Annotated in this window: 15 protein-coding genes; 8 read left to right on the top strand and 7 right to left on the bottom strand. The window is 34.4% G+C overall.

Annotation, left to right across the window (positions count from 1 at the left end; translation table 11 throughout):
* Positions 1-205: 205 nt before the first annotated feature.
* Both EG342_RS01580 and EG342_RS01575 read left to right on the top strand, forming a co-directional pair.
* Positions 206-586, top strand: coding sequence for a GreA/GreB family elongation factor (locus EG342_RS01580; RefSeq protein WP_103292022.1), 381 nt, complete (start codon positions 206-208; stop codon positions 584-586).
* A gap of 360 nt (positions 587-946) precedes the next feature.
* Positions 947-1,918 (top strand): deoxyhypusine synthase family protein, encoded by a 972-nt coding sequence (locus EG342_RS01575; RefSeq protein ID WP_103292023.1) that lies wholly within the window; start codon positions 947-949, stop codon positions 1,916-1,918.
* Between the two features lie 475 nt (positions 1,919-2,393).
* On the opposite strand, the gene EG342_RS25045 is transcribed toward EG342_RS01575, so the two are convergent.
* On the bottom strand, positions 2,394-2,540 hold the full coding sequence (locus tag EG342_RS25045) for a hypothetical protein (protein ID WP_164465141.1): 147 nt from the start codon (positions 2,538-2,540) through the stop codon (positions 2,394-2,396).
* A gap of 89 nt (positions 2,541-2,629) precedes the next feature.
* Here EG342_RS25045 and EG342_RS01570 point away from each other — a divergent pair, with 89 nt between their 5' ends.
* Together EG342_RS01570 and EG342_RS01565 are read left to right on the top strand one after the other, a co-directional pair.
* Positions 2,630-2,926 (top strand): MGMT family protein, encoded by a 297-nt coding sequence (locus EG342_RS01570; protein WP_103292025.1) that lies wholly within the window; start codon positions 2,630-2,632, stop codon positions 2,924-2,926.
* 107 nt (positions 2,927-3,033) lie between these two features.
* Positions 3,034-3,828 (top strand): alpha/beta hydrolase, encoded by a 795-nt coding sequence (locus tag EG342_RS01565; protein ID WP_103292026.1) that lies wholly within the window; start codon positions 3,034-3,036, stop codon positions 3,826-3,828.
* A gap of 57 nt (positions 3,829-3,885) precedes the next feature.
* Here the strand turns inward: EG342_RS01565 and EG342_RS01560 are convergent, their stop codons facing one another.
* Positions 3,886-4,278 carry a helix-turn-helix domain-containing protein gene (locus EG342_RS01560; RefSeq protein ID WP_103292027.1) on the bottom strand — a complete coding sequence of 131 codons (393 nt, stop codon included), beginning with the start codon at positions 4,276-4,278 and terminating at the stop codon, positions 3,886-3,888.
* Positions 4,279-5,289: 1,011 nt separating this feature from the next.
* Positions 5,290-7,179 (bottom strand): molecular chaperone HtpG, encoded by a 1,890-nt coding sequence (htpG, locus tag EG342_RS01555; protein WP_103292028.1) that lies wholly within the window; start codon positions 7,177-7,179, stop codon positions 5,290-5,292.
* A 155-nt stretch (positions 7,180-7,334) separates the two neighbouring features.
* On the opposite strand from htpG, the gene EG342_RS01550 reads away from it, so the two are divergent.
* Together EG342_RS01550 and EG342_RS01545 are read left to right on the top strand one after the other, a co-directional pair.
* Entirely contained in the window at positions 7,335-10,229 is a 2,895-nt protein-coding gene (locus EG342_RS01550; RefSeq protein ID WP_103292029.1) for an alpha/beta hydrolase family protein, read from the top strand.
* A 114-nt stretch (positions 10,230-10,343) separates the two neighbouring features.
* Entirely contained in the window at positions 10,344-11,834 is a 1,491-nt protein-coding gene (locus tag EG342_RS01545; protein ID WP_123868011.1) for a hypothetical protein, read from the top strand.
* Positions 11,835-12,046: 212 nt separating this feature from the next.
* On the opposite strand, the gene recA is transcribed toward EG342_RS01545, so the two are convergent.
* On the bottom strand, positions 12,047-13,051 hold the full coding sequence (gene recA, locus EG342_RS01540; protein ID WP_103292031.1) for a recombinase RecA: 1,005 nt from the start codon (positions 13,049-13,051) through the stop codon (positions 12,047-12,049).
* A gap of 314 nt (positions 13,052-13,365) precedes the next feature.
* Between recA and EG342_RS01535 the strand changes: the two genes are divergently transcribed.
* Complete coding sequence (locus EG342_RS01535; protein ID WP_103292032.1) at positions 13,366-14,574, top strand: hypothetical protein; 1,209 nt, start codon at positions 13,366-13,368, stop codon at positions 14,572-14,574.
* Positions 14,575-14,604: 30 nt separating this feature from the next.
* Here EG342_RS01535 and EG342_RS01530 read toward each other — a convergent pair whose 3' ends face one another.
* Positions 14,605-15,801 (bottom strand): oxygenase MpaB family protein, encoded by a 1,197-nt coding sequence (locus EG342_RS01530; protein WP_103292033.1) that lies wholly within the window; start codon positions 15,799-15,801, stop codon positions 14,605-14,607.
* 68 nt (positions 15,802-15,869) lie between these two features.
* Positions 15,870-16,667, bottom strand: coding sequence for a response regulator transcription factor (locus EG342_RS01525; protein WP_103292034.1), 798 nt, complete (start codon positions 16,665-16,667; stop codon positions 15,870-15,872).
* 200 nt (positions 16,668-16,867) lie between these two features.
* Between EG342_RS01525 and EG342_RS01520 the strand changes: the two genes are divergently transcribed.
* The gene (locus tag EG342_RS01520; protein WP_103292035.1) at positions 16,868-17,773 is read left to right on the top strand and encodes a hypothetical protein; all 906 of its coding nucleotides are present in this window, start codon (positions 16,868-16,870) and stop codon (positions 17,771-17,773) included.
* Positions 17,774-17,943: 170 nt separating this feature from the next.
* Here the strand turns inward: EG342_RS01520 and gap are convergent, their stop codons facing one another.
* On the bottom strand, positions 17,944-18,948 hold the full coding sequence (gene gap, locus EG342_RS01515; protein WP_103292036.1) for a type I glyceraldehyde-3-phosphate dehydrogenase: 1,005 nt from the start codon (positions 18,946-18,948) through the stop codon (positions 17,944-17,946).
* Positions 18,949-18,971: the final 23 nt, after the last annotated feature.

The following is an 18,971-nucleotide window of genomic DNA, read 5'->3' as shown; positions in this document are numbered from 1 at the left end:
TGTCATTACTTTATCTTCATACAGATTCTTTTCTGAAAAGTTCTAAGGACTTTATCACGTAAGCCCTGTCAGGATCCAAGACAGGGAGATCATTCCGGATTTTTATTTATTGTTTTTGCGGTTTTCCATAGAAAGAGATATTTTGATATCTGATTCTACATTGGATCATCGGGACTGCTGCATTTTAATTTAAAAATTAAAAAAAATGTCCAATCATATTATTGTAACCACAGGAATTTATGACGCTATAAAAGATACCCTAAGAAGAAAAAAAGTAAGCATCAATGAAGAGAAAAGGCTTGCTGAAGAACTTAGAAAAGCCAAACAGGTGCTAAGAAGAGACCTGCCGGCAGATATTGTAACAGTTGATAGAAAAGTGACTTTAAAAGACCATACACTTGATTTTGAACATGAATATATTTTTGTGCCCTCAACCAGAGAAAAGCTTAAAAAGAATAAACATTCCATACTTTCTGACATTGCCCTTGCTGTGGTAGGATATAGAGTAGGAGATATCATCGACTGGCCTTTTAAAGACGGAGAAAGAAAAATCGAAATTATGAAAGTGGAAGCCTGGGAAGGATAAAACTTTTGTTGAATAATAAGTAAACAATAGGCACAGTTCATTTTGAGCTGTGCTTTTTATTTTCCTGTAACAAGCAAAATAAGTAAGAGTAATGTTGGACCGATGTATGTGAAATGAATGATCGGTATACAATTTTATTGCAGATAAAATCATTGTGCCTTGAAACAGTATATATAAAAAAGAACTTTCGCTATTGCGTTTTCCAACAAATTTGTGGATACAATTTTTTAGAATATTTTGATTTAACTGAAACAGATAATCTATTTAACAAATGATAAAAAATAATGCCTCTACCAGACTTTCTTCAAGCGAGTTGACAGCATTCCATTTTTAAGTTTTATCTTTGCAAAAATTAAAAAAATGAGCAAACCGATTTCTGAGTTTATAGAGAAATATTACCTGCACTTCAATGCAGCAGCGTTGGTAGATGCATCTAAAGGATATGTTGCACACCTTAAAGAGGGTGGGAAAATGATGATTACTCTTGCCGGAGCGATGTCTACAGCTGAATTGGGTAAGATTCTTGCAGAAATGATCCGTCAGGGGAAAGTTGACTTTATCTCTTGTACAGGTGCTAACCTTGAAGAAGACCTTATGAACCTTGTGGCTCACTCTCACTACGAGAGAGTTCCGCATTATAGGGATCTGACTGCTCAGGATGAGTGGGATCTTTTAGAAAGAGGTTTAAACAGAGTTACAGATACATGTATCCCTGAAGAAGAAGCTTTCAGAAGATTACAAAAACATATCGTGGAGATCTGGAAAGATGCAGAAGCTAAAGGAGAAAGATATTTCCCACACGAATTCATGTATAAAATGATCCTTTCAGGAGTATTGGAGCAGTACTATGAAATTCCTAGAGAAAACTCATGGATGATCGCTGCTGCAGAAGCAAACTTACCAATCGTAGTTCCGGGATGGGAAGATTCTACAATGGGTAATATTTTCGCTTCTTACTGTATCAAAGGAGAGCTTAAAGCTACTACAATGAAATCGGGGATCGAATACATGACTTACCTTGCTGACTGGTATACTAAAAATTCAGCTGGAAAAGGAGTTGGGTTCTTCCAGATTGGTGGAGGTATTGCAGGAGATTTCCCTATCTGTGTTGTACCAATGTTGTATCAGGATATGGAAATGCATGACATTCCGTTCTGGTCTTATTTCTGCCAGATTTCTGATTCTACAACATCTTATGGTTCATATTCAGGAGCAGTTCCAAATGAGAAAATCACTTGGGGTAAACTGGATATCACTACACCGAAATTTATCGTTGAAAGTGATGCAACTATCTGTGCACCATTGATGTTCTCTTATATCTTAGAAAACTAAGAATACAATATCTCAAAGAGAGTAAAAATATAGCGCTTCAATTGATTTGGAGCGCTTTTTATTTTTAAACTTATTTTTTTTCTCACGCAGATTTTGCAGATGAATATAAAAATCTGCGTAATCAGCTTGATCCGCGAGAAAATTTAATCTAAGCATGTTGTGTTAAATGCTTGCTGAAAATCTGAGATTTTCTTGCGCCTTAAAGTAGCATAATAAATATTAATTGCGCCTTTGCGTTTTCCAACAAATCTGCAAAATCAGCGTGAGAGAAAATAAACTATGAAATATCAAATTTTATCGCAGATAAAATCATTGCGCCTTAAAGAAGCATGTATATAAAAGAATTTGCGCCTTTGCGATTTCTAACAAATCAGATCTTAACATAAAAATAATAATCTGCGTCATCACCTAAATCTGCGAGCCAATAATTTATTTTAATTATCTGTGAAAATATTAATTATCAGTGGGAAATAAATCAATCCAATGAATTTACCAGCACAAAATACCGATATGCCAGGATACCTTTCTCCACCTTTGTTAAATGATTGGGATCTTTATTACTCAACTTCGGAAGCACCTTTTTATTGACTGTATTCAACAGTCGGAAAAATGATTTTTTCATATCTTTATCTTTTAATGAAACATCATTGAGCTTACAAGAGTTCAAAAATGGTGCAAAAAAAGAAAGCCAGCTAAAAACAATGAATTGATATGGACGAAATTTTCAAACAACAGGTATACGAAGTCGCAAGACTTATTCCAAAGGGAAGGGTCTCTACTTATGGCGCTATAGCCAAAGCCGTGGGCTATCCGAATCATTCCCGTCATGTAGGAAAAGCGATGGGAGGCTGTCCTGAAGATGTCCCCGCACACCGTGTTATATCAAGTTCCGGTACATTATCAGTTCCTGAATTTCAGATTAAACTGGAAGCTGAAGGAATTGTTATTGAAAATTTCAGAATAAAAAATTTCAAAAAATTGTTTTGGGATCCGCTGAATGAGATTTAATAATATATATTTTACTACTCAGACTGGGAAACTTACAGATCAGTCATCTATTTTTTCAAATTGAGACGCCTTACAATACCTTTGGTTCATAATTAAAAACAATACCTATGAAACCAAGCTCAATTTTTACTTTAGCATTCCTTTTAGTAGCTGCATTTTCAAAAGCACAAATGGATGATAAGTTCTATCAACCTAATAAAGCGATGAATCCCTTTGAAATGAAGATTTCAGATACCATTAAACTTCCGGTAGATGATAATGTAATTACAGCATTTATTGCAAAACCTAAACAAAAGGAAATTAAGAAAACCATTTTTTATTTTCATGGAGCTGCGGGAAATGTGACGACGTATCAATTTATGACAAAACCACTAGTAGATGCCGGATATCAGATAGTAATGATTGATCTGAGAGGCTATGGATTGTCTACAGGAAAACTGACACATAAAAATGTAGCAGAAGATGGTCAGAAATTTTTTGATGAACTGATCAAAAGAGAAGATATTAAAAATACTAAAGTGTATCTTTATGGAGCTTCATTAGGAACCCAGGTAGCTGCTCATCTGGCTAAAGACAATGTGTCAAAAATTTCAGGCCTGATTCTGGATTGCCCAATGGCTTCTTTTACAGATATCGCCGCTCACTTTGCTCCACAATATAAAGATTTTATTTTGCAGACAATGATTTCTCCCTATTCTGCTAAAGAGGATGTCAAAGCTTTAAACAACCTTCCGGTTCTTGTGATTCATGCTAAAGATGATAAAACGATTCCCTACGAACAAGGAAAGCTGGTTTTTGACAACGCATCAGGAAATAAAGTTTTTATTGAATCGAAAGGCGATCATTTAGAAGGAATGAAAAATAACCGGGAAGAAATTTTAAAAGCAATTGATCAGTTATAAAGAAAGACTCCAGCGGCGAAGCCGCTGGAGTCTTTCTATCTTTCAAGCTGTAAATGCTTATTTTTTAATCCTTAGAGTAGTTTTTGCCTCCTCCTTTAGCCTTTCATTTTCTTCTTTTAATAAAGCAATATATCCTTGCAGGCTTTCAATAACAGCCCCTGGAATATTATCATAATTATTCTGTGTAGTGATTACTCCTGCAGAGGTGGATCTATCATTAAATACAGGATGATTATTATTAACAACCACTGTAGCTTCCTCTTCTTCATAAATTTCTTCTACCGGAACATCTAAGAAACGGGCAAGCTTGTCCCATTCATCTTTTATGATCTTTACATCACCACTTTCTTTTCTGCTGTAATTAGATACATCAGTTGCGATAAAATCGGCTACCTGCTGTTGAGTGTAACCTTTTTGTTTTCTGATGAGACGTAATTTTTCTTTTTGCATGTCCGACATTTTATACAAAAATGGCAAAAAAGCATAATGTATACAATAGAAAACAGAAAAAATGTACACCAAAATAATCAAGGCTAAGGGAAAGCCCAGAAAAGGGTTATAATATCAATATTATTTGGATTAATTGCTGATGAATTTTTGCTATTGAAGGAGGATGAACCACAAAAGCCACAAATGCGTTATGATTAAACTCTTTACTTCACTTAAGAAATTTAAAATAATACTGCATAAAAGTACATATCAGCAGAAAATCTTCGATTTTTAAAAACTTAAGTGCTCTTTTCAACAGAATCATATTTACTTCATAAGACTTAAGTATTTAAAATCTTTTGTGCATAAAAATATTATTCATAGAAATTGTTTTGACTTTAATGTTGGAAAACGCGAAGGCGCAAAGGTTTTATTTGCTGAGAATATTTTTAAGACGCAAGAAGATCAAGAATCTTCAGCAAGAGTTATGCTTATTTTTTGTCATCATATTCACTGTTTCTATTGGGTTGAAAAAAATAATTACATAGAAATATAGGTTGATGAGCTTTTTTATTAGCGAATTCGTAATGATTATTCAGCAGCCTTCAATTTTATCTTAGATAAAATCTTTGCGCCTTCAAACATTATTAATGTAAAAATCTTGCGTCTTAGCGTTTTCCAACAACACCATAAAATTACTAAAGACTGTCTCATTCGAAACAGTCTTTAGTTCCTAAAAGTATTATTCATAGAAACTGTTTTGTGGTGATTTTACTGTTGGAAAGCACTAAGGCCTAAAGGTTTTATTTACATTGAGAATATTTTAAGGCGAAGATTGGATAGTTATTTAGATTAAACTTCCTCACAGATCAAACAGATACGCAGATTTTTATTGATCTGCTTCATCTGCAAAATCAGCGAGATAAAATCCTGGTACCTTAAAGCACATCGCATTCAAAAATCTTGCGCCCTAGCGTTTTCCAACTTTAAAGCAAAAAAAAAGCTGTTTCAATTTGAAACAGCCTTTCTATATTATTTTTCAAGTTGCTTATAGCTTCTTTGTATAAAATCCGTCAGGTCTTTCCCTTTCAGTAAGTTTTGAGATAACTTAGCAAGATCTAAAGCATATTTGATTAAGCTTTCCTTCTGTTCCTCATTTTCTGTTTTTAAAATCTGATTAGAAAGGTCACTATTGGAGTTCACAACCAAGTTATACATTTCCGGGAAACCTCCCATTCCGAACATACCGCCTCCGCCGGTTGCCTGCATTTCCTTCATCCTTCTCATAAACTCAGGTTGAGTAATCGTAAACGGAGCGTCATTGCTGTCAAGATCTTCAAGCTGAACGGTGAATTTGGAATCCTTGATGGCTTCTTCCACATTTTTCTTTAAAGATTCTTTTTCCGTTTCATTCAATTTTGAAATAACAGGTTCATCTTTTTTGATCAGATTGTTGATATGATCAGCATCCACTCTTGCAAATGATGTATTCTCTTTCGACGTTTCCAGTTTTTGGATAACATGAGGAGTAATAGGGGTGTCCAATAAAAGAACTTCATAGCCTTTTTCCTTTGCAGACTGAATATAGCTGTGTTGCTCATCAGCATTGGTTGCGTAAAGAATCACTAATTTATTGTCTTTATCAGTTTGTGATGGCTTGATTTTTTCAACCAATTCATCCCAAAGGAAATATTTTCCGTCTGTCGTTGGATATAGGGTGAATTTATCTGCTTTTTCAGCAAATTTTTCTTCTGTAACGATTCCATACTCAATAACTACTTTGATGTCGTTCCATTTTTGCTCATAATCTTCACGGTTTTCGTTGATTAAAGAGGTCATTTTATCACCTACTTTTTTGGTGATGTAAGAAGATATTTTCTTTACGGCTCCATCTGCCTGAAGATAAGAACGAGATACATTCAATGGAATATCCGGAGAATCAATTACTCCTCGCAAAAGCATCAGAAAGTCAGGAACAATCCCTTTTACTTCATCTGTTACAAATACCTGGTTTTGGTATAATTGGATTTTATCCTTTTCAATATTTAAGTTGTTGCTTAATTTAGGGAAGAATAGAACTCCCGTAAGGTTAAAAGGATAATCAACATTCAAATGAATATGGAACAAAGGTTCCTCAAATTGCATTGGATACAATTCGTGATAGAACTTCATATAATCCTCATTATTCAATTCACTTGGAGCGATAGTCCAGGCCGGAGTCGGATTATTGATGATATTGTCTACCTCTTCAGTTTCGGCTACAGCATCTTCAGGAGCGTCTTCTGGTAACGGTAGAGTATGTGTTTTTGTACCAAATTTAATTGGAACAGGCATGAATTTGTTATATTTTAATAACAGCTCACGAATTTTTGTTTCTTCTAAAAATTCTACAGAATCATCTGCGATGTGAAGAATGATTTCTGTACCTCTTTCTATTTTATCTGTTTCTTCTAAAGTAAATTCAGGGCTTCCGTCACAGATCCAACGCACTGCAGGTTCATCTTTGTAAGACTTGGTAAGGATTTCCACTTTTTCTGCTACCATAAATGCAGAATAAAATCCTAGTCCGAAGTGGCCGATAATTCCTGAATCTTTTGCCGTGTCTTTATATTTTTCCAAAAACTCTTCAGCTCCGGAAAAGGCAACCTGATTAATATATTTTTCAACCTCTTCACCAGTCATTCCAATACCCTGATCGATAATACGCAAGGTTTTTTGCTCTTTGTCGATTTTAACTTCAAGCTTTGGATTTCCATATTCCACTTTTGCCTCACCAATACTCGTTAAATGTTTTAATTTTAAAGTAGCATCAGTTGCGTTAGAGATTAATTCTCTTAAGAATATTTCGTGATCACTGTAAAGAAATTTTTTAATTAGTGGGAAAATATTTTCCACCGATACATTAATATTTCCTTTAGTCATAATATTTTAGATTTTTTAATTTTCAAATATTTCACAAAAAAAATACCACGAAGAGGAATGTGACAGAATGACATTGTTTAGACTTATAAAACCAGAGCTTCATGTGGATTTGTCAAAGAAATATCATACTTTTAATCCTTAAAAAAATATTAACAATGAAGTTGAAATGTACCATTTTCATTCTGCTCATGATGGCTTGCTGCTTGTATGGACAGAAAAAACCCTTAGATCATTCTGTCTATGATAACTGGCAGAATATCGGTTCAAGAAAAATCTCAAATGACGGAAAACAGATTGCCTATTCTGTGGACGTTCAGGAAGGAAATCCTAATCTTTCTTTATACTCAGTCAAAAATAAAACTACAAAGAAGTTTGCAAGAGGAACAAAAGTAGATTTTACGAATGATTCCAGGTTTGCTGTTTTTCAAATCCGTCCTTTGTATAAGGATATAAAAGCAGTAAAAGATAAAAAGCTTAAAAAAAATAAATTAACAAAAGACAGCCTGGCAATAGTTGATTTTTTGAATGATAAAACAGAGAAAATTCCTAATGTAAAATCATTTAAAATTCCTGAAAAAGCAGGCTCTTATGTTGCTTATCTATTGGAAAACACAAAAGATAAATCTTCGGATGATGCTTCTGACAAAGAAGATGGAGATGATACTAAAGATGATGATAAAAATACGAAACCATTACAGTTGGTAGTACGAAATCTTTTGGACGGAAAAAGTACAACATACGATAATGTGATTCGTTATGAGTTCAGTAAAAATGGGAAGCAACTTACTTTTGTAACTAAAAAGCCGGAAGAGAAAGCCGACAAGGGTAAAAAAGACTCTGCAGATGAAAAAAAATCTGCTGATAAAAAGGATACTGACAAATCAAAGCCCAAGAAATATGCATTACAAACCGTACAGGTAGTAGATCTGCAAAAGGGTGTTCTAACTAAAATTTCTGAAATGGAAGGCGATTTTTCACAATTGTCTTTTGATGAAGAAGGAAATCAATTGGCATTCGTTGGAACTTCTTCTGCACAGAATGATTTGGTGAAATTATATCAGTTGTATTACTTTAATTTTAAAGGAAATAAAAATGAAATTGTCACTAATGAAAATGCCCAAATGAGAAAGAACTGGGTAATTTCTGAAAACAGATTACCATTATTCAGCAAAAATGGAAAGCAATTGTATTTTGGTGTAGCCCCAAAACCTATTGCAAAAGATACCACAATGATTGCGAATGACCATGCTGTGGTAGATATCTGGAATTATAAAGATGATTATCTGCAAACCGTCCAGTTAAAGGAATTGAAAGATGATCTTAAAAAATCTTACGCAGCAGTAATGCAAACGGAGAAACCTGATTTCTTTAAAAATATTGATAATGAAGACCTGGATACTTTACGAGTGGTAAACGAAGGGAATGCTGAATTTACGCTGGGTGTTACCAGTTTGAACAACCGTATTTCGTCACAATGGGAAGGATCAACAAAGAAAACCTATTTTCTTATCGATAATAAAACAGGAGAAAGAACTGAAGTTATTAAAAATCTTGACGGATCGGTTTCAGTATCTCCACTGGGGAATTTTGTTTTAATTTTTGATAGAGAAAAAGCAAAATGGCTGAGCTATAACGTTAAAACAAAGCAAACCCTTCAACTCAATGTGGGATTACCGGTTTCCTTCGTTGATGAGGAGTTTGATATGCCGGATTTCCCGGATCCTTATGGTATTGCATCCTGGACAGATAATGATGAATCTGTAATTATCAGAGATCGTTTCGACCTTTGGGAGTTTTTCCTGAAGAGTTCGAAGAAACCAAGAAATATCACGAATGGATTTGGACGTAAGAATAAAATAACATTTGATACTTACAATCTGGATAAAGACATTAAAAGCTTAAACCGAAAATCTTCCATCTATTTATCAGCATTTGATAATACCTCTAAGGCAAACGGAATTTTTAAAACATCCATTCAATCAAATGGTGATCCGGTAAAAATTCAAATGGAAAATGTCTGGGGGTATCGAAGTATTCAAAAGGCAAAAAATGCAGAAGAATATATTGTAATAAAAGAGTCATACACTGATTCTCCAAATATTTTTGTAACATCAGATTTCTCGGAACAACAAAAGCTGAGCAATACCAACCAGCAACAAAACCACTATAATTGGGGGACAGATGAATTGGTACACTGGACAACGCCAAAAGGAAATACGTCTACAGGAGTTTTATACAAACCTGAAGATTTCAATCCTAATAAAAAATATCCGATGATTGTCTATTTCTATGAAAAACTTTCGGATAATCTGAATCGTTATGTGGCACCATCTCCAACGCCTTCAAGATTAAATATCTCTTATTTTGTAAGCAACGGATATCTGGTTTTTACTCCTGATATCTCATATATAGATGGTTTTCCGGGAGAATCGGCAATGGAATATATCAATTCCGGAGTTGAAAAACTAAAACAAAATTCGTGGGTAGATGGTACAAAAATAGGAATTCAGGGACAAAGCTGGGGTGGTTATCAGGTAGCCTATCTTATCGCTCATACTGATATGTATGCCGCCGCATGGAGTGGCGCTCCTGTTGTGAACATGACTTCAGCATATGGAGGAATCCGATGGGGTTCAGGGATGAACAGACAATTTCAGTATGAAAAATCGCAAAGTAGATTAGGGAAAAATTTATGGGAAGCTCCGGATCTTTATATTAAAAATTCACCACTTTTTACGATCGATAAAGTAAAAACGCCGGTAGTTATTATGAGTAATGATAAAGATGGGGCAGTACCTTGGTACCAGGGAATTGAAATGTTTACCGCATTACGCCGTCTTGGAAAACCGGTGTGGCTTCTGAATTATAACGGTGATGACCATAATTTGGTAAAACGCCAGAACAGAAAAGATATCCAAATCCGTGAACAGCAGTTTTTTGATTATTACCTAAAAGGTGCTAAAGCTCCGGTCTGGATGACAAAAGGCGTTCCGGCCACCCAAAAAGGAAAAGATTGGGGGTTTGAATTAACAGATGATAAACCTGAATAGTAAAGTTTCGGCGGAGCCAAAGGCTCCGCCGAAACTTTTATAACTTAAAGGTTCAGATAAATTCTATTCAAAAAAACATCATATAAAAGGAAGTGACAGAATGGCATTTTTTTAATGATGCGCCAATTCATCGGTTTTATTATATTTACCGCCAATTATAATAACAAAATGGGAATCTTAGATTTTTTTAAGAAAAAGAGTAGCGGACAGGAGAATAGCAGTATCCCGGTTCAGCAATATGAAGCACCAAATGTAGAGGTAGCGGAACCAGAAATTGATGAGGTAATAGAAGAAGTGGTAGATATTGTACCCGAAGTTTCTTTACCACCGGTTGAGGAGAAAAAAGTAAACGAGCAGTTTGAAAAAATCAAAATTTATAATGATTACATTGTACATTCTATAGCATTTCAACTTAGAGGTGAATATAGTCCGGTTTCAGCTTTTGAAAATGAAAATGGAGAGATAGAAGGTTTTGTATATACTGTAACAGAAGATACGTATGCATTTTCTCCGGAGCAGGCAGTTACAAAAATGGAAGAAAAATTTGAAACTGAGCTTCAAGAAGGGAAGATCAAATCTTATATGGTTTTATATCATTCTCAGTTTGATGGTAACGGTAACGACCATAGTCCGGCAACTCAGCCAGGAGAATTTAAAGCAATTTCGCTTTCCTATCATTTTAAAGATGAAGAAAAAGGCCAAACAGGATTGCCTTACATTTTTGAAAACGAGAATATCACCTACAAAGGTTTTTCAGAGTTTTCTCATGAAGAAAATAATGAGATCATGAATACTCAGTTGATCGATGGTAAAAATTATTTTCCTCATGCTGAAGGGATCAAGGCTCCTGAAACAACTAATGAAGCAGGAATTATAGTAAGAAAATCTAATGTACACAATCTTGCCAATATCTGGGGGGGTATTTTTGGGCATGAAAATTTCCAGACTAAAGATTATTCCGGCTATATGAATCCTCTTACAGTTCATGATCCATCCGGAGAGAACAAAAGCAAAGCGGAATTTGAAGATGTAAGATTTAAAACTATTTTTACTGAAGAATTTAACACAATACTTCCTGAGGTGAAAACTGATTATACTTTAGATTTTGAAACAAGATCTGTAAGAGAATGGGAAAATGCACTTGATTTACATGCCATCGTAGCAGGTCCGGCCAGAAATACTTTTGGAGTGTGGTTTTTTGCTACAGATTATGCGGAAAATAAAAATACATATTTAACGCAACCTCATTTAAAGGTAAATCTGAGCGGAATAGTTTTCATTCTGGATGTTCATACCAATACAGAGCTTCCTGACGGTACTAAAATGAGTGAAGATTTTACAACGTACGCCCCAAGCCAGGATCTTCCTAATTATGCATGTTTTGACTTTATTGCTGAACTTGTAGACTTTAAAGAAACAGAACTGCTTGAAGATGGAAGTGCTAAAGGATATATTCTAAAGCTGAAACTGATTACAAACGAAGAAAATGAAGATTTCTTTACAATTGATGCTTTCGTCAATAAAGGAAATATGAGATTTGAAACCTTAACCAAAGGAATGAAAGTGACTGGAGCGCTTCAGCTTCAAGGAAAAATCGCTGAATAATTTTTAAATAAAAGCTTAAAAGAGGTTGTCCAAAAGGTCAGCCTCTTTTATTTTGGATTTAAGAGAAGTCTTATTTAGGAAGAAGAGGAGTGGCTTCGCTCTTTTTAAAATTGTACAGCTTGTAAATAAAAACTTTGCGTTTAAAAAGCAAAACCATTTAAAAACAAAAAAGGCAATCCTAAGATCGCCTTTTCTATTATTTTTTTGAAAACTTATTTCTTGTTTTTCAACTCTTCTTTGATTTTGTTTTCCAATTCCTCGGAAAGATCTGGATTGTCTTTTAAAACATCCTTCACAGCATCACGTCCCTGACCTAATTTAGTCTCTTCGTAGCTGAACCAAGAACCGCTTTTCTTCACAACTCCCATGTCTACAGCAGTATCCAGAATTTCTCCTACTTTAGAAACTCCTTCCCCGTACATAATGTCAAATTCAGCCATCTTGAATGGTGGAGCTACTTTGTTTTTCACAATTTTCACTTTTACACGACTCCCGATTGCTTCATCTCCATTTTTGATTGGCGCACTTGCTTTTCTGATATCAATTCTTACCGAAGCATAGAATTTAAGAGCATTACCACCGGTAGTTGTTTCAGGATTTCCAAACATTACCCCGATTTTTTCTCTTAACTGGTTGATGAAAATTACCGTACATTTCGTTCTTGAAATAGTAGCAGTCAGTTTTCTTAATGCCTGAGACATCAATCTTGCATGAAGACCCATTTTAGAATCACCCATTTCTCCTTCAATCTCTGCTTTTGGAGTAAGAGCTGCTACAGAGTCAATAACAACAATGTCAATAGCTCCAGAACGGATTAAGTTATCAGCAATTTCTAAAGCCTGCTCACCATTGTCCGGTTGAGAAATGATAAGGTTTTCCAAATCGATTCCTAACTTCGCGGCATATGTTCTGTCGAAAGCGTGCTCAGCATCAATAAATGCTGCAATACCACCTGCTTTTTGAGCTTCAGCAATAGCGTGAAGCGTTAATGTTGTTTTACCTGAAGATTCAGGACCATATATTTCAATGATTCTTCCTTTTGGATATCCTCCTATACCTAATGCGATATCTAATCCTAAAGAACCGGAAGGAATTACCTCTATTGTATTGTCAATAGAATCATCTCCTAAAGTCATTACTGTTCCCTTTCCGTATGTTTTATCTAGCTTGTCAAGCACCAATGCCAGTGCTTTTTTCTTATCATCAATGTTACTCATCTCTATAAAATAATTTCTCAAAAATACATAATTTATAGATCAAAAGCTAATATTATTTATTCTCGAAACCGGTTTTTAGAGTTAAAAAATAATAAAGTTTTGGGAGTGATAGTATTCATAACGAGATAGATGTGACATGATGGGTTGAGGAATGTTGAAAAGAATAAATTTAGGTTAAGAAAGTTATCGTCTTAAGCCAGAAGCGAGAGGCTGGAAGTTGTTTTGCATGGATGATTTCTAGCAGTTATAGTTTTGTTTTATCCATCCAATATAAAAAATGCTTATCTTAAAACATTGTTTTTTAAGATCATTCTATGGACAGAAAATTAAAAATATTCCTGATTAAATCTTTTGTTGTATTAGCTGTTATACACATGGCTTACTTTATTTACGGATATGTAAAATTTAAAGGACTTCAAAAAATTAATATCTATACAGAATTTTATAGGTTCAAATTTTACGATGATGTCTCCATTTCTCACTTTTTCGTATCCGGTCTCTTTTTGTTTTTCTTTGTTATTTTTCTTCTTAGAAATCATTCCAAAAAAAGATATGAACTTTCAAAAACTTTGGGAATCGGTATTATACTTCTATTGGTGTCCTTTTTTTCTCTGACTTTTTTCATCAGTTATAGTTTTGGATTAAATGCAAAACTGCGAACTGAATTGCCGGAAAAGAATCTTAATAAAGACAAAACGCTATTGAATGTCTTACAGCCTTTTTTATATAACTATACGTCCTACAGTTCAGAGAAACTGTTTAATCCCAAAAATATTTTATATCCCAAACCTTACCCTGTGATTGAAGTGAGAGATACGGTGTACTACGAACCGGGTAATAAGGATTATTCTTCAACAGAATCCAGATATTACAGTATGGATACCCTGAAAATGCTGACTACCGATCATAAAAAATTAAGCAATAAAGCGAAATCGGTGCTTGACATTCTTGGGCTTGATGATGGGGAGCTGGGAAAAAGAATTATTTCTAAAAAAGAGATAGGGGACAGTACCGAAATTATATTTCAGGGAAGAGAAGTACATCCTCAATACGATGAAAAGATGTGTATTTTTCTTGAAAGCAAGCTTTTGTTCTCTCCATTACATAAAGTTCCTGAAAGGCAGCAGCAGTATCAAAATGCTGTCAAAAGGTATAATTTGCTTTATAAATATAGTCAGGATTCACTGCTTTCCTCATTTCAGAAGTTGGATGTACTTTTAAAAAAATACAATATAGAAACACAGATCGTTCCGAAAGAGCTTACTAAAGATGTTTTTTATTACCGGGATCATCAGCAGGAACCTCTGAATGCGATACGAAATACTTACGAAAGAAATGAGCTCAAAGATAAATTTGCAACCCTTGACCGATTGTTCTACAAACCGAATTATCTTCATCCTTCCATCAGTGGAATTTTCATCGGCGTAGTCATTAGCGTTTGGTTGATCTTATTTTTATTGTATCTGATCTGGAATTTCTGGAACAGAAAACCTTCTCCAGATAAAGGAAATGGACAAATATAGTATTGCCTCTTTTTTCCTTAAAAAAAGATTTTAATGAAAATTTGAATTTTTTGTGATGTTTAAATAATCTTTCAATACCTTCATCTGATCTTTATTTCCCCTTTTAATTCTGGCATCACGACTTACAAGTCTGTCATAAATAGTATTGAAAAGTATCTTTGATTTCGGAAATAACTTTTTGTTGGAAGCATCAGGAATTTGTAATCTTTTACAGACTTCGTCATCCAATAAGAACCAGGTGCAACAAACATGGAGATACTTTAAGCTTTTCCGCTGAAATTCAAACTTTAGAATAGGATTTTCCAGTGATTCATTCAATAAAGAATGAGCCAGAAGAACGGAATCATTATCAGAAGGCGGTTGGATGGAAGTCCATAAATAAAAATATTCCGTAGCCTGTTTTTTATCATCAGGAAGAAGTTGTTCGGGAATTCCCAGTAAATATCCCACATACTTCCACAAGTGGAAAATTCCTTTTTCTTCCTCTTTTGAAAATGTATTTCCCAGTTTTTGCAGGCTATGGAGAAAAACTAAGCTGAAGCCAATATAGGTGGCCATCATATCCCAGGAATTGATCGGTTCACCCCAATTTTCAGTATCCCATTCATTATAATGCTTTTTTATGGAAAGCCTTGCGTAAGAATGAATCAGTCGGGTTTTTATAGCAAACTCATATCCTTTAGCATGAATTTCGAGTGCATCATACCGGGTTGCGTTTACCCAAAAGTCCAATGTTTCTGAAAGACGTTTCACAGCTCCTTTCTTTAAGGCTTCTGTAACAATAAGAGGTTTATTAAGGTAGGCGTAATCATAGCCTCCGATAAGGCAATAATCTCTCAATGAAATCAAAGAGTCCAGATTACTTCTCATGCAGAGTTCGGCACCGCTTTTTAAAAGATTGTAGTCTAGCCAGGCAGGAATCTTCTGTGTTTGAGCAAACAATTTTTTGACACTCTCTGGAACAACATCAGTCTCAGAAACTCCATTTCGGATATAGCCTTCAATTTCCTTTGATGCTTCGAGAAAGTTTTTGGTGAAATAAACATCCTTTACCACCTGATCTCCCATTTCGTCAACGTGATAAAAGAAAGGTGAAAAGGTTTCAAAATCCTTAAAACTCACTTCGGCTCCGGAAAACTCAATCAATTGTTTGCCGTTGCCATGTTCCCAAAAGTTTTTGAAATGGGGAAAGTCTTTAAAACGGGGGTGTAGCACTGTTCGTTCCATGATAGATAAAAGTACAAGTTTTACACCGAAATTCTATCGTGAGATTTATCAGTCTTATGATGCCTTGATTATAAGTAGCCCCATTCAAAAGCCATTTTGATAAGTTCGGAACAATTTTTACAATCAGATTTTCTTAAAATATTTTTTCTGTGCGTTCGTACGGTTTCTTCCGAAATATTCAATACGTTTGAAATTTCTCCGGCAGAAAAGCCTCTGGCAATATAGGTGATGATTTCCACTTCTCTTTTGGTGAAGATTGCAGGCTGAGACTCCGAAATTTTATTATATTTAGACCATTGCATCTGATGAAAATCTTCCCGTCCATTAATGCCGGAGAGTAAGACGCTATAGGAATTTTGATGGGTAATATGTTCAATGTTGGTATGAATATTAACAGCTTGCATCAGCTTGCCATTTTCATCTTTAAGGGTATGCAGAGCCTGATGATGAAACAGCTCGTAATTACCTTTTGATGTTCTCAGCCTGAAACAATAGCTGGATTTTAATTCCTGAATATAATCAAAACCATTAATATCTTTCATTTTTTCTATGCACATTCTTTCGGCTTCCATAACAAATTCAATATCATCGGGATGGAGGAGGTCAATAATTTCTTTGAGATGCACAGGATACTTATGAAATCCGTGTATTTCCAAAATGTTTTCATGATGATGAGACAAGGTACTATCTACAAGATTAATAACGTAATAATAGAATTTTCCTGGAGCGAAAATTTCTCCAATGATACGCTCAATAGAAGGTGCAGGTAATGCCATCGTAGTTGTATTCTGGAGGAATTCTGGATAACTATTCCACACCTTAATGAGGGGATGGTGTTTTTTGGGAGTTAAAAATTTTTTATCCATGGTTGATGTTTTCCTAAAATTAATCAAAATATGTTAAAAATCACCCTTTTGCGGTATTTTATCTGGTAGGAAAGTATTGTAGTTTTATGTAGAATTAATAACCATGGAAGCTCAATTTCTAAAGCTACTGCGCTTAAAGGTTGAAGTCTCCTATTCTTTTATTCTAATAAAAAAAACTTTAACCTGAAAAACAAATAATCATGAAAACAAAAATTGTATTACTGTTCCTGCTCGGATGGATGGAAGTAATGTGGGGACAAGAAAGTTTTAATTTAAGATACCGAATTTATAACCAACTTGGTGAATATAATCTTAAGAAAAAGATTATGAAAAGATATGATAGCTTATCAGAAAATGAACAAAAAAAGATTAGAAATAAGTATAAAATTGGAGATAAGCTATCCATTGAAGATAAAATTATTATTCAGAATAAAGAAACCAAAGTAATACGAGAGATTATTATTGATGAAAAATTTTTCAAGAATTATAAAATTGATACCATTGTTAGTGCTAATATAGGAAATATGGAGCACGGAAATGTTAGAATAGATAAGAACAAATTACTGGTTAATCTTTTACTAAAATGTGGAAAAAGTAGTCCTGCTTATTTCTATGAATTAGAAAATAGAAAAAGCCCATCCTTACCTTTTACCTCAGTCACTGTGAGTGCGATTACAATACCGATCAAATATAGATTCAAAGGTAAAGATGGATTAGGAGAAGAGTTTTCAACGGCGATAAATGGTAATTTGTTTTTAGGCTATACGTATGGTAAAAGTACTTTTTTTTATCAAGAGGAAATAGAAACAAAAGTCAACACTTGGAAAGTTACGGGAGGTCTTTTGTTTGGAGCATCTTCAGTGAAATTGGATAAATCAAATTCAGATCCAGTACCAATTGATGACCATTCGTTGCCTCCAGAATATGTAGATGCAACAAAAGGATTAGCTTCCATAGCAATTGGAATAACGTATTCATACAATAATATCAATGTAGGAGCATTTTTTGGTTTTGATTATGCTATTGGACAACATGCAGATTTATGGAAATATAATAAAAAACCTTGGTTGGGTATAGGAATTGGATATAAATTATTTAGTTTTTAATATTGCTGCAGGTGCCTGTATAGACATATATAAGGCCCTTAAATTATCTTGAAAACTGCAGATTATATTCAAAATTTCTTTCTTGAAAATATAGTGTAAAACATTATAAAACAAAAAACCTTCCCATCGGGAAGGTTTTATATTATTCATTGCTGATTATTCATTACTTATTACAAAGAAGCAGCATGTACAAGCATATCCACTAACTTGTTAGAATAACCCATTTCGTTGTCATACCAAGAAACAAGTTTTACGAAGTTAGGAGAAAGCATAATACCAGCATCTTTATCGAAGATTGAAGTTCTCTTATCTCCTACGAAATCCTGAGATACTACTGCATCTTCAGTATATCCAAGGATACCTTTCAATTCACCTTCAGAAGCAGCTTTGATTACTGAACAGATTTCTTCATAAGAAGCAGCCTTTTCAATTCTCACTGTTAAATCTACTACAGAAACGTCAACAGTTGGTACTCTGAAAGACATACCTGTTAATTTTCCGTTCAATGAAGGGATTACTTTTCCTACCGCTTTAGCAGCACCTGTAGAAGAAGGGATAATGTTGTTCAAAGCAGCTCTACCACCTCTCCAGTCTTTCATTGAAGGACCGTCAACAGTTTTCTGAGTAGCTGTTGTAGCGTGTACAGTTGTCATTAAACCTTCTACAATTCCGAAGTTATCGTGGATTACTTTAGCTAAAGGAGCTAAACAGTTGGTAGTACAAGAAGCATTTGATAAAATTTTGATATCATCAGTAAGTTCCTTGTGGTTTACCCCCATTACAAACATTGGAGTATCATCTTTAGAAGGAGCAGAAAGGATTACTTTCTTTGCACCTGCATTGATGTGAGCCTGAGCAGTATCTTTAGATAAGAAAAGACCAGTAGATTCTACGATATAGTCTGCACCGATTTCATTCCACTTTAAGTTGTTAGGATCTCTTTCAGCAGTTACTCTGATTCTTTTTCCGTTGACTACAAGATCGTTTCCTTCTACAGAAACTTCACCTGGAAAAATACCGTGTACAGAGTCATATTTTAACATGTAAGCCATGTATTCTGCATTGATTAGGTCATTGATTCCTACAACTTCAATGTTGTCTCTTTCAGTCATTGCTCTGAAAACAAGACGTCCAATTCTACCAAAACCGTTGATACCTACTTTAATTGTTGACATAATAGTTTGTTTTTATTAGATTT

Origin of the sequence: Chryseobacterium lactis (assembly GCF_003815875.1) — a bacterium.
Taxonomy (GTDB): domain Bacteria; phylum Bacteroidota; class Bacteroidia; order Flavobacteriales; family Weeksellaceae; genus Chryseobacterium; species Chryseobacterium lactis.
The sequence above is the reverse complement of the archived record's forward strand: the minus strand, read 5'-3'. Positions and strand labels throughout refer to the sequence as shown.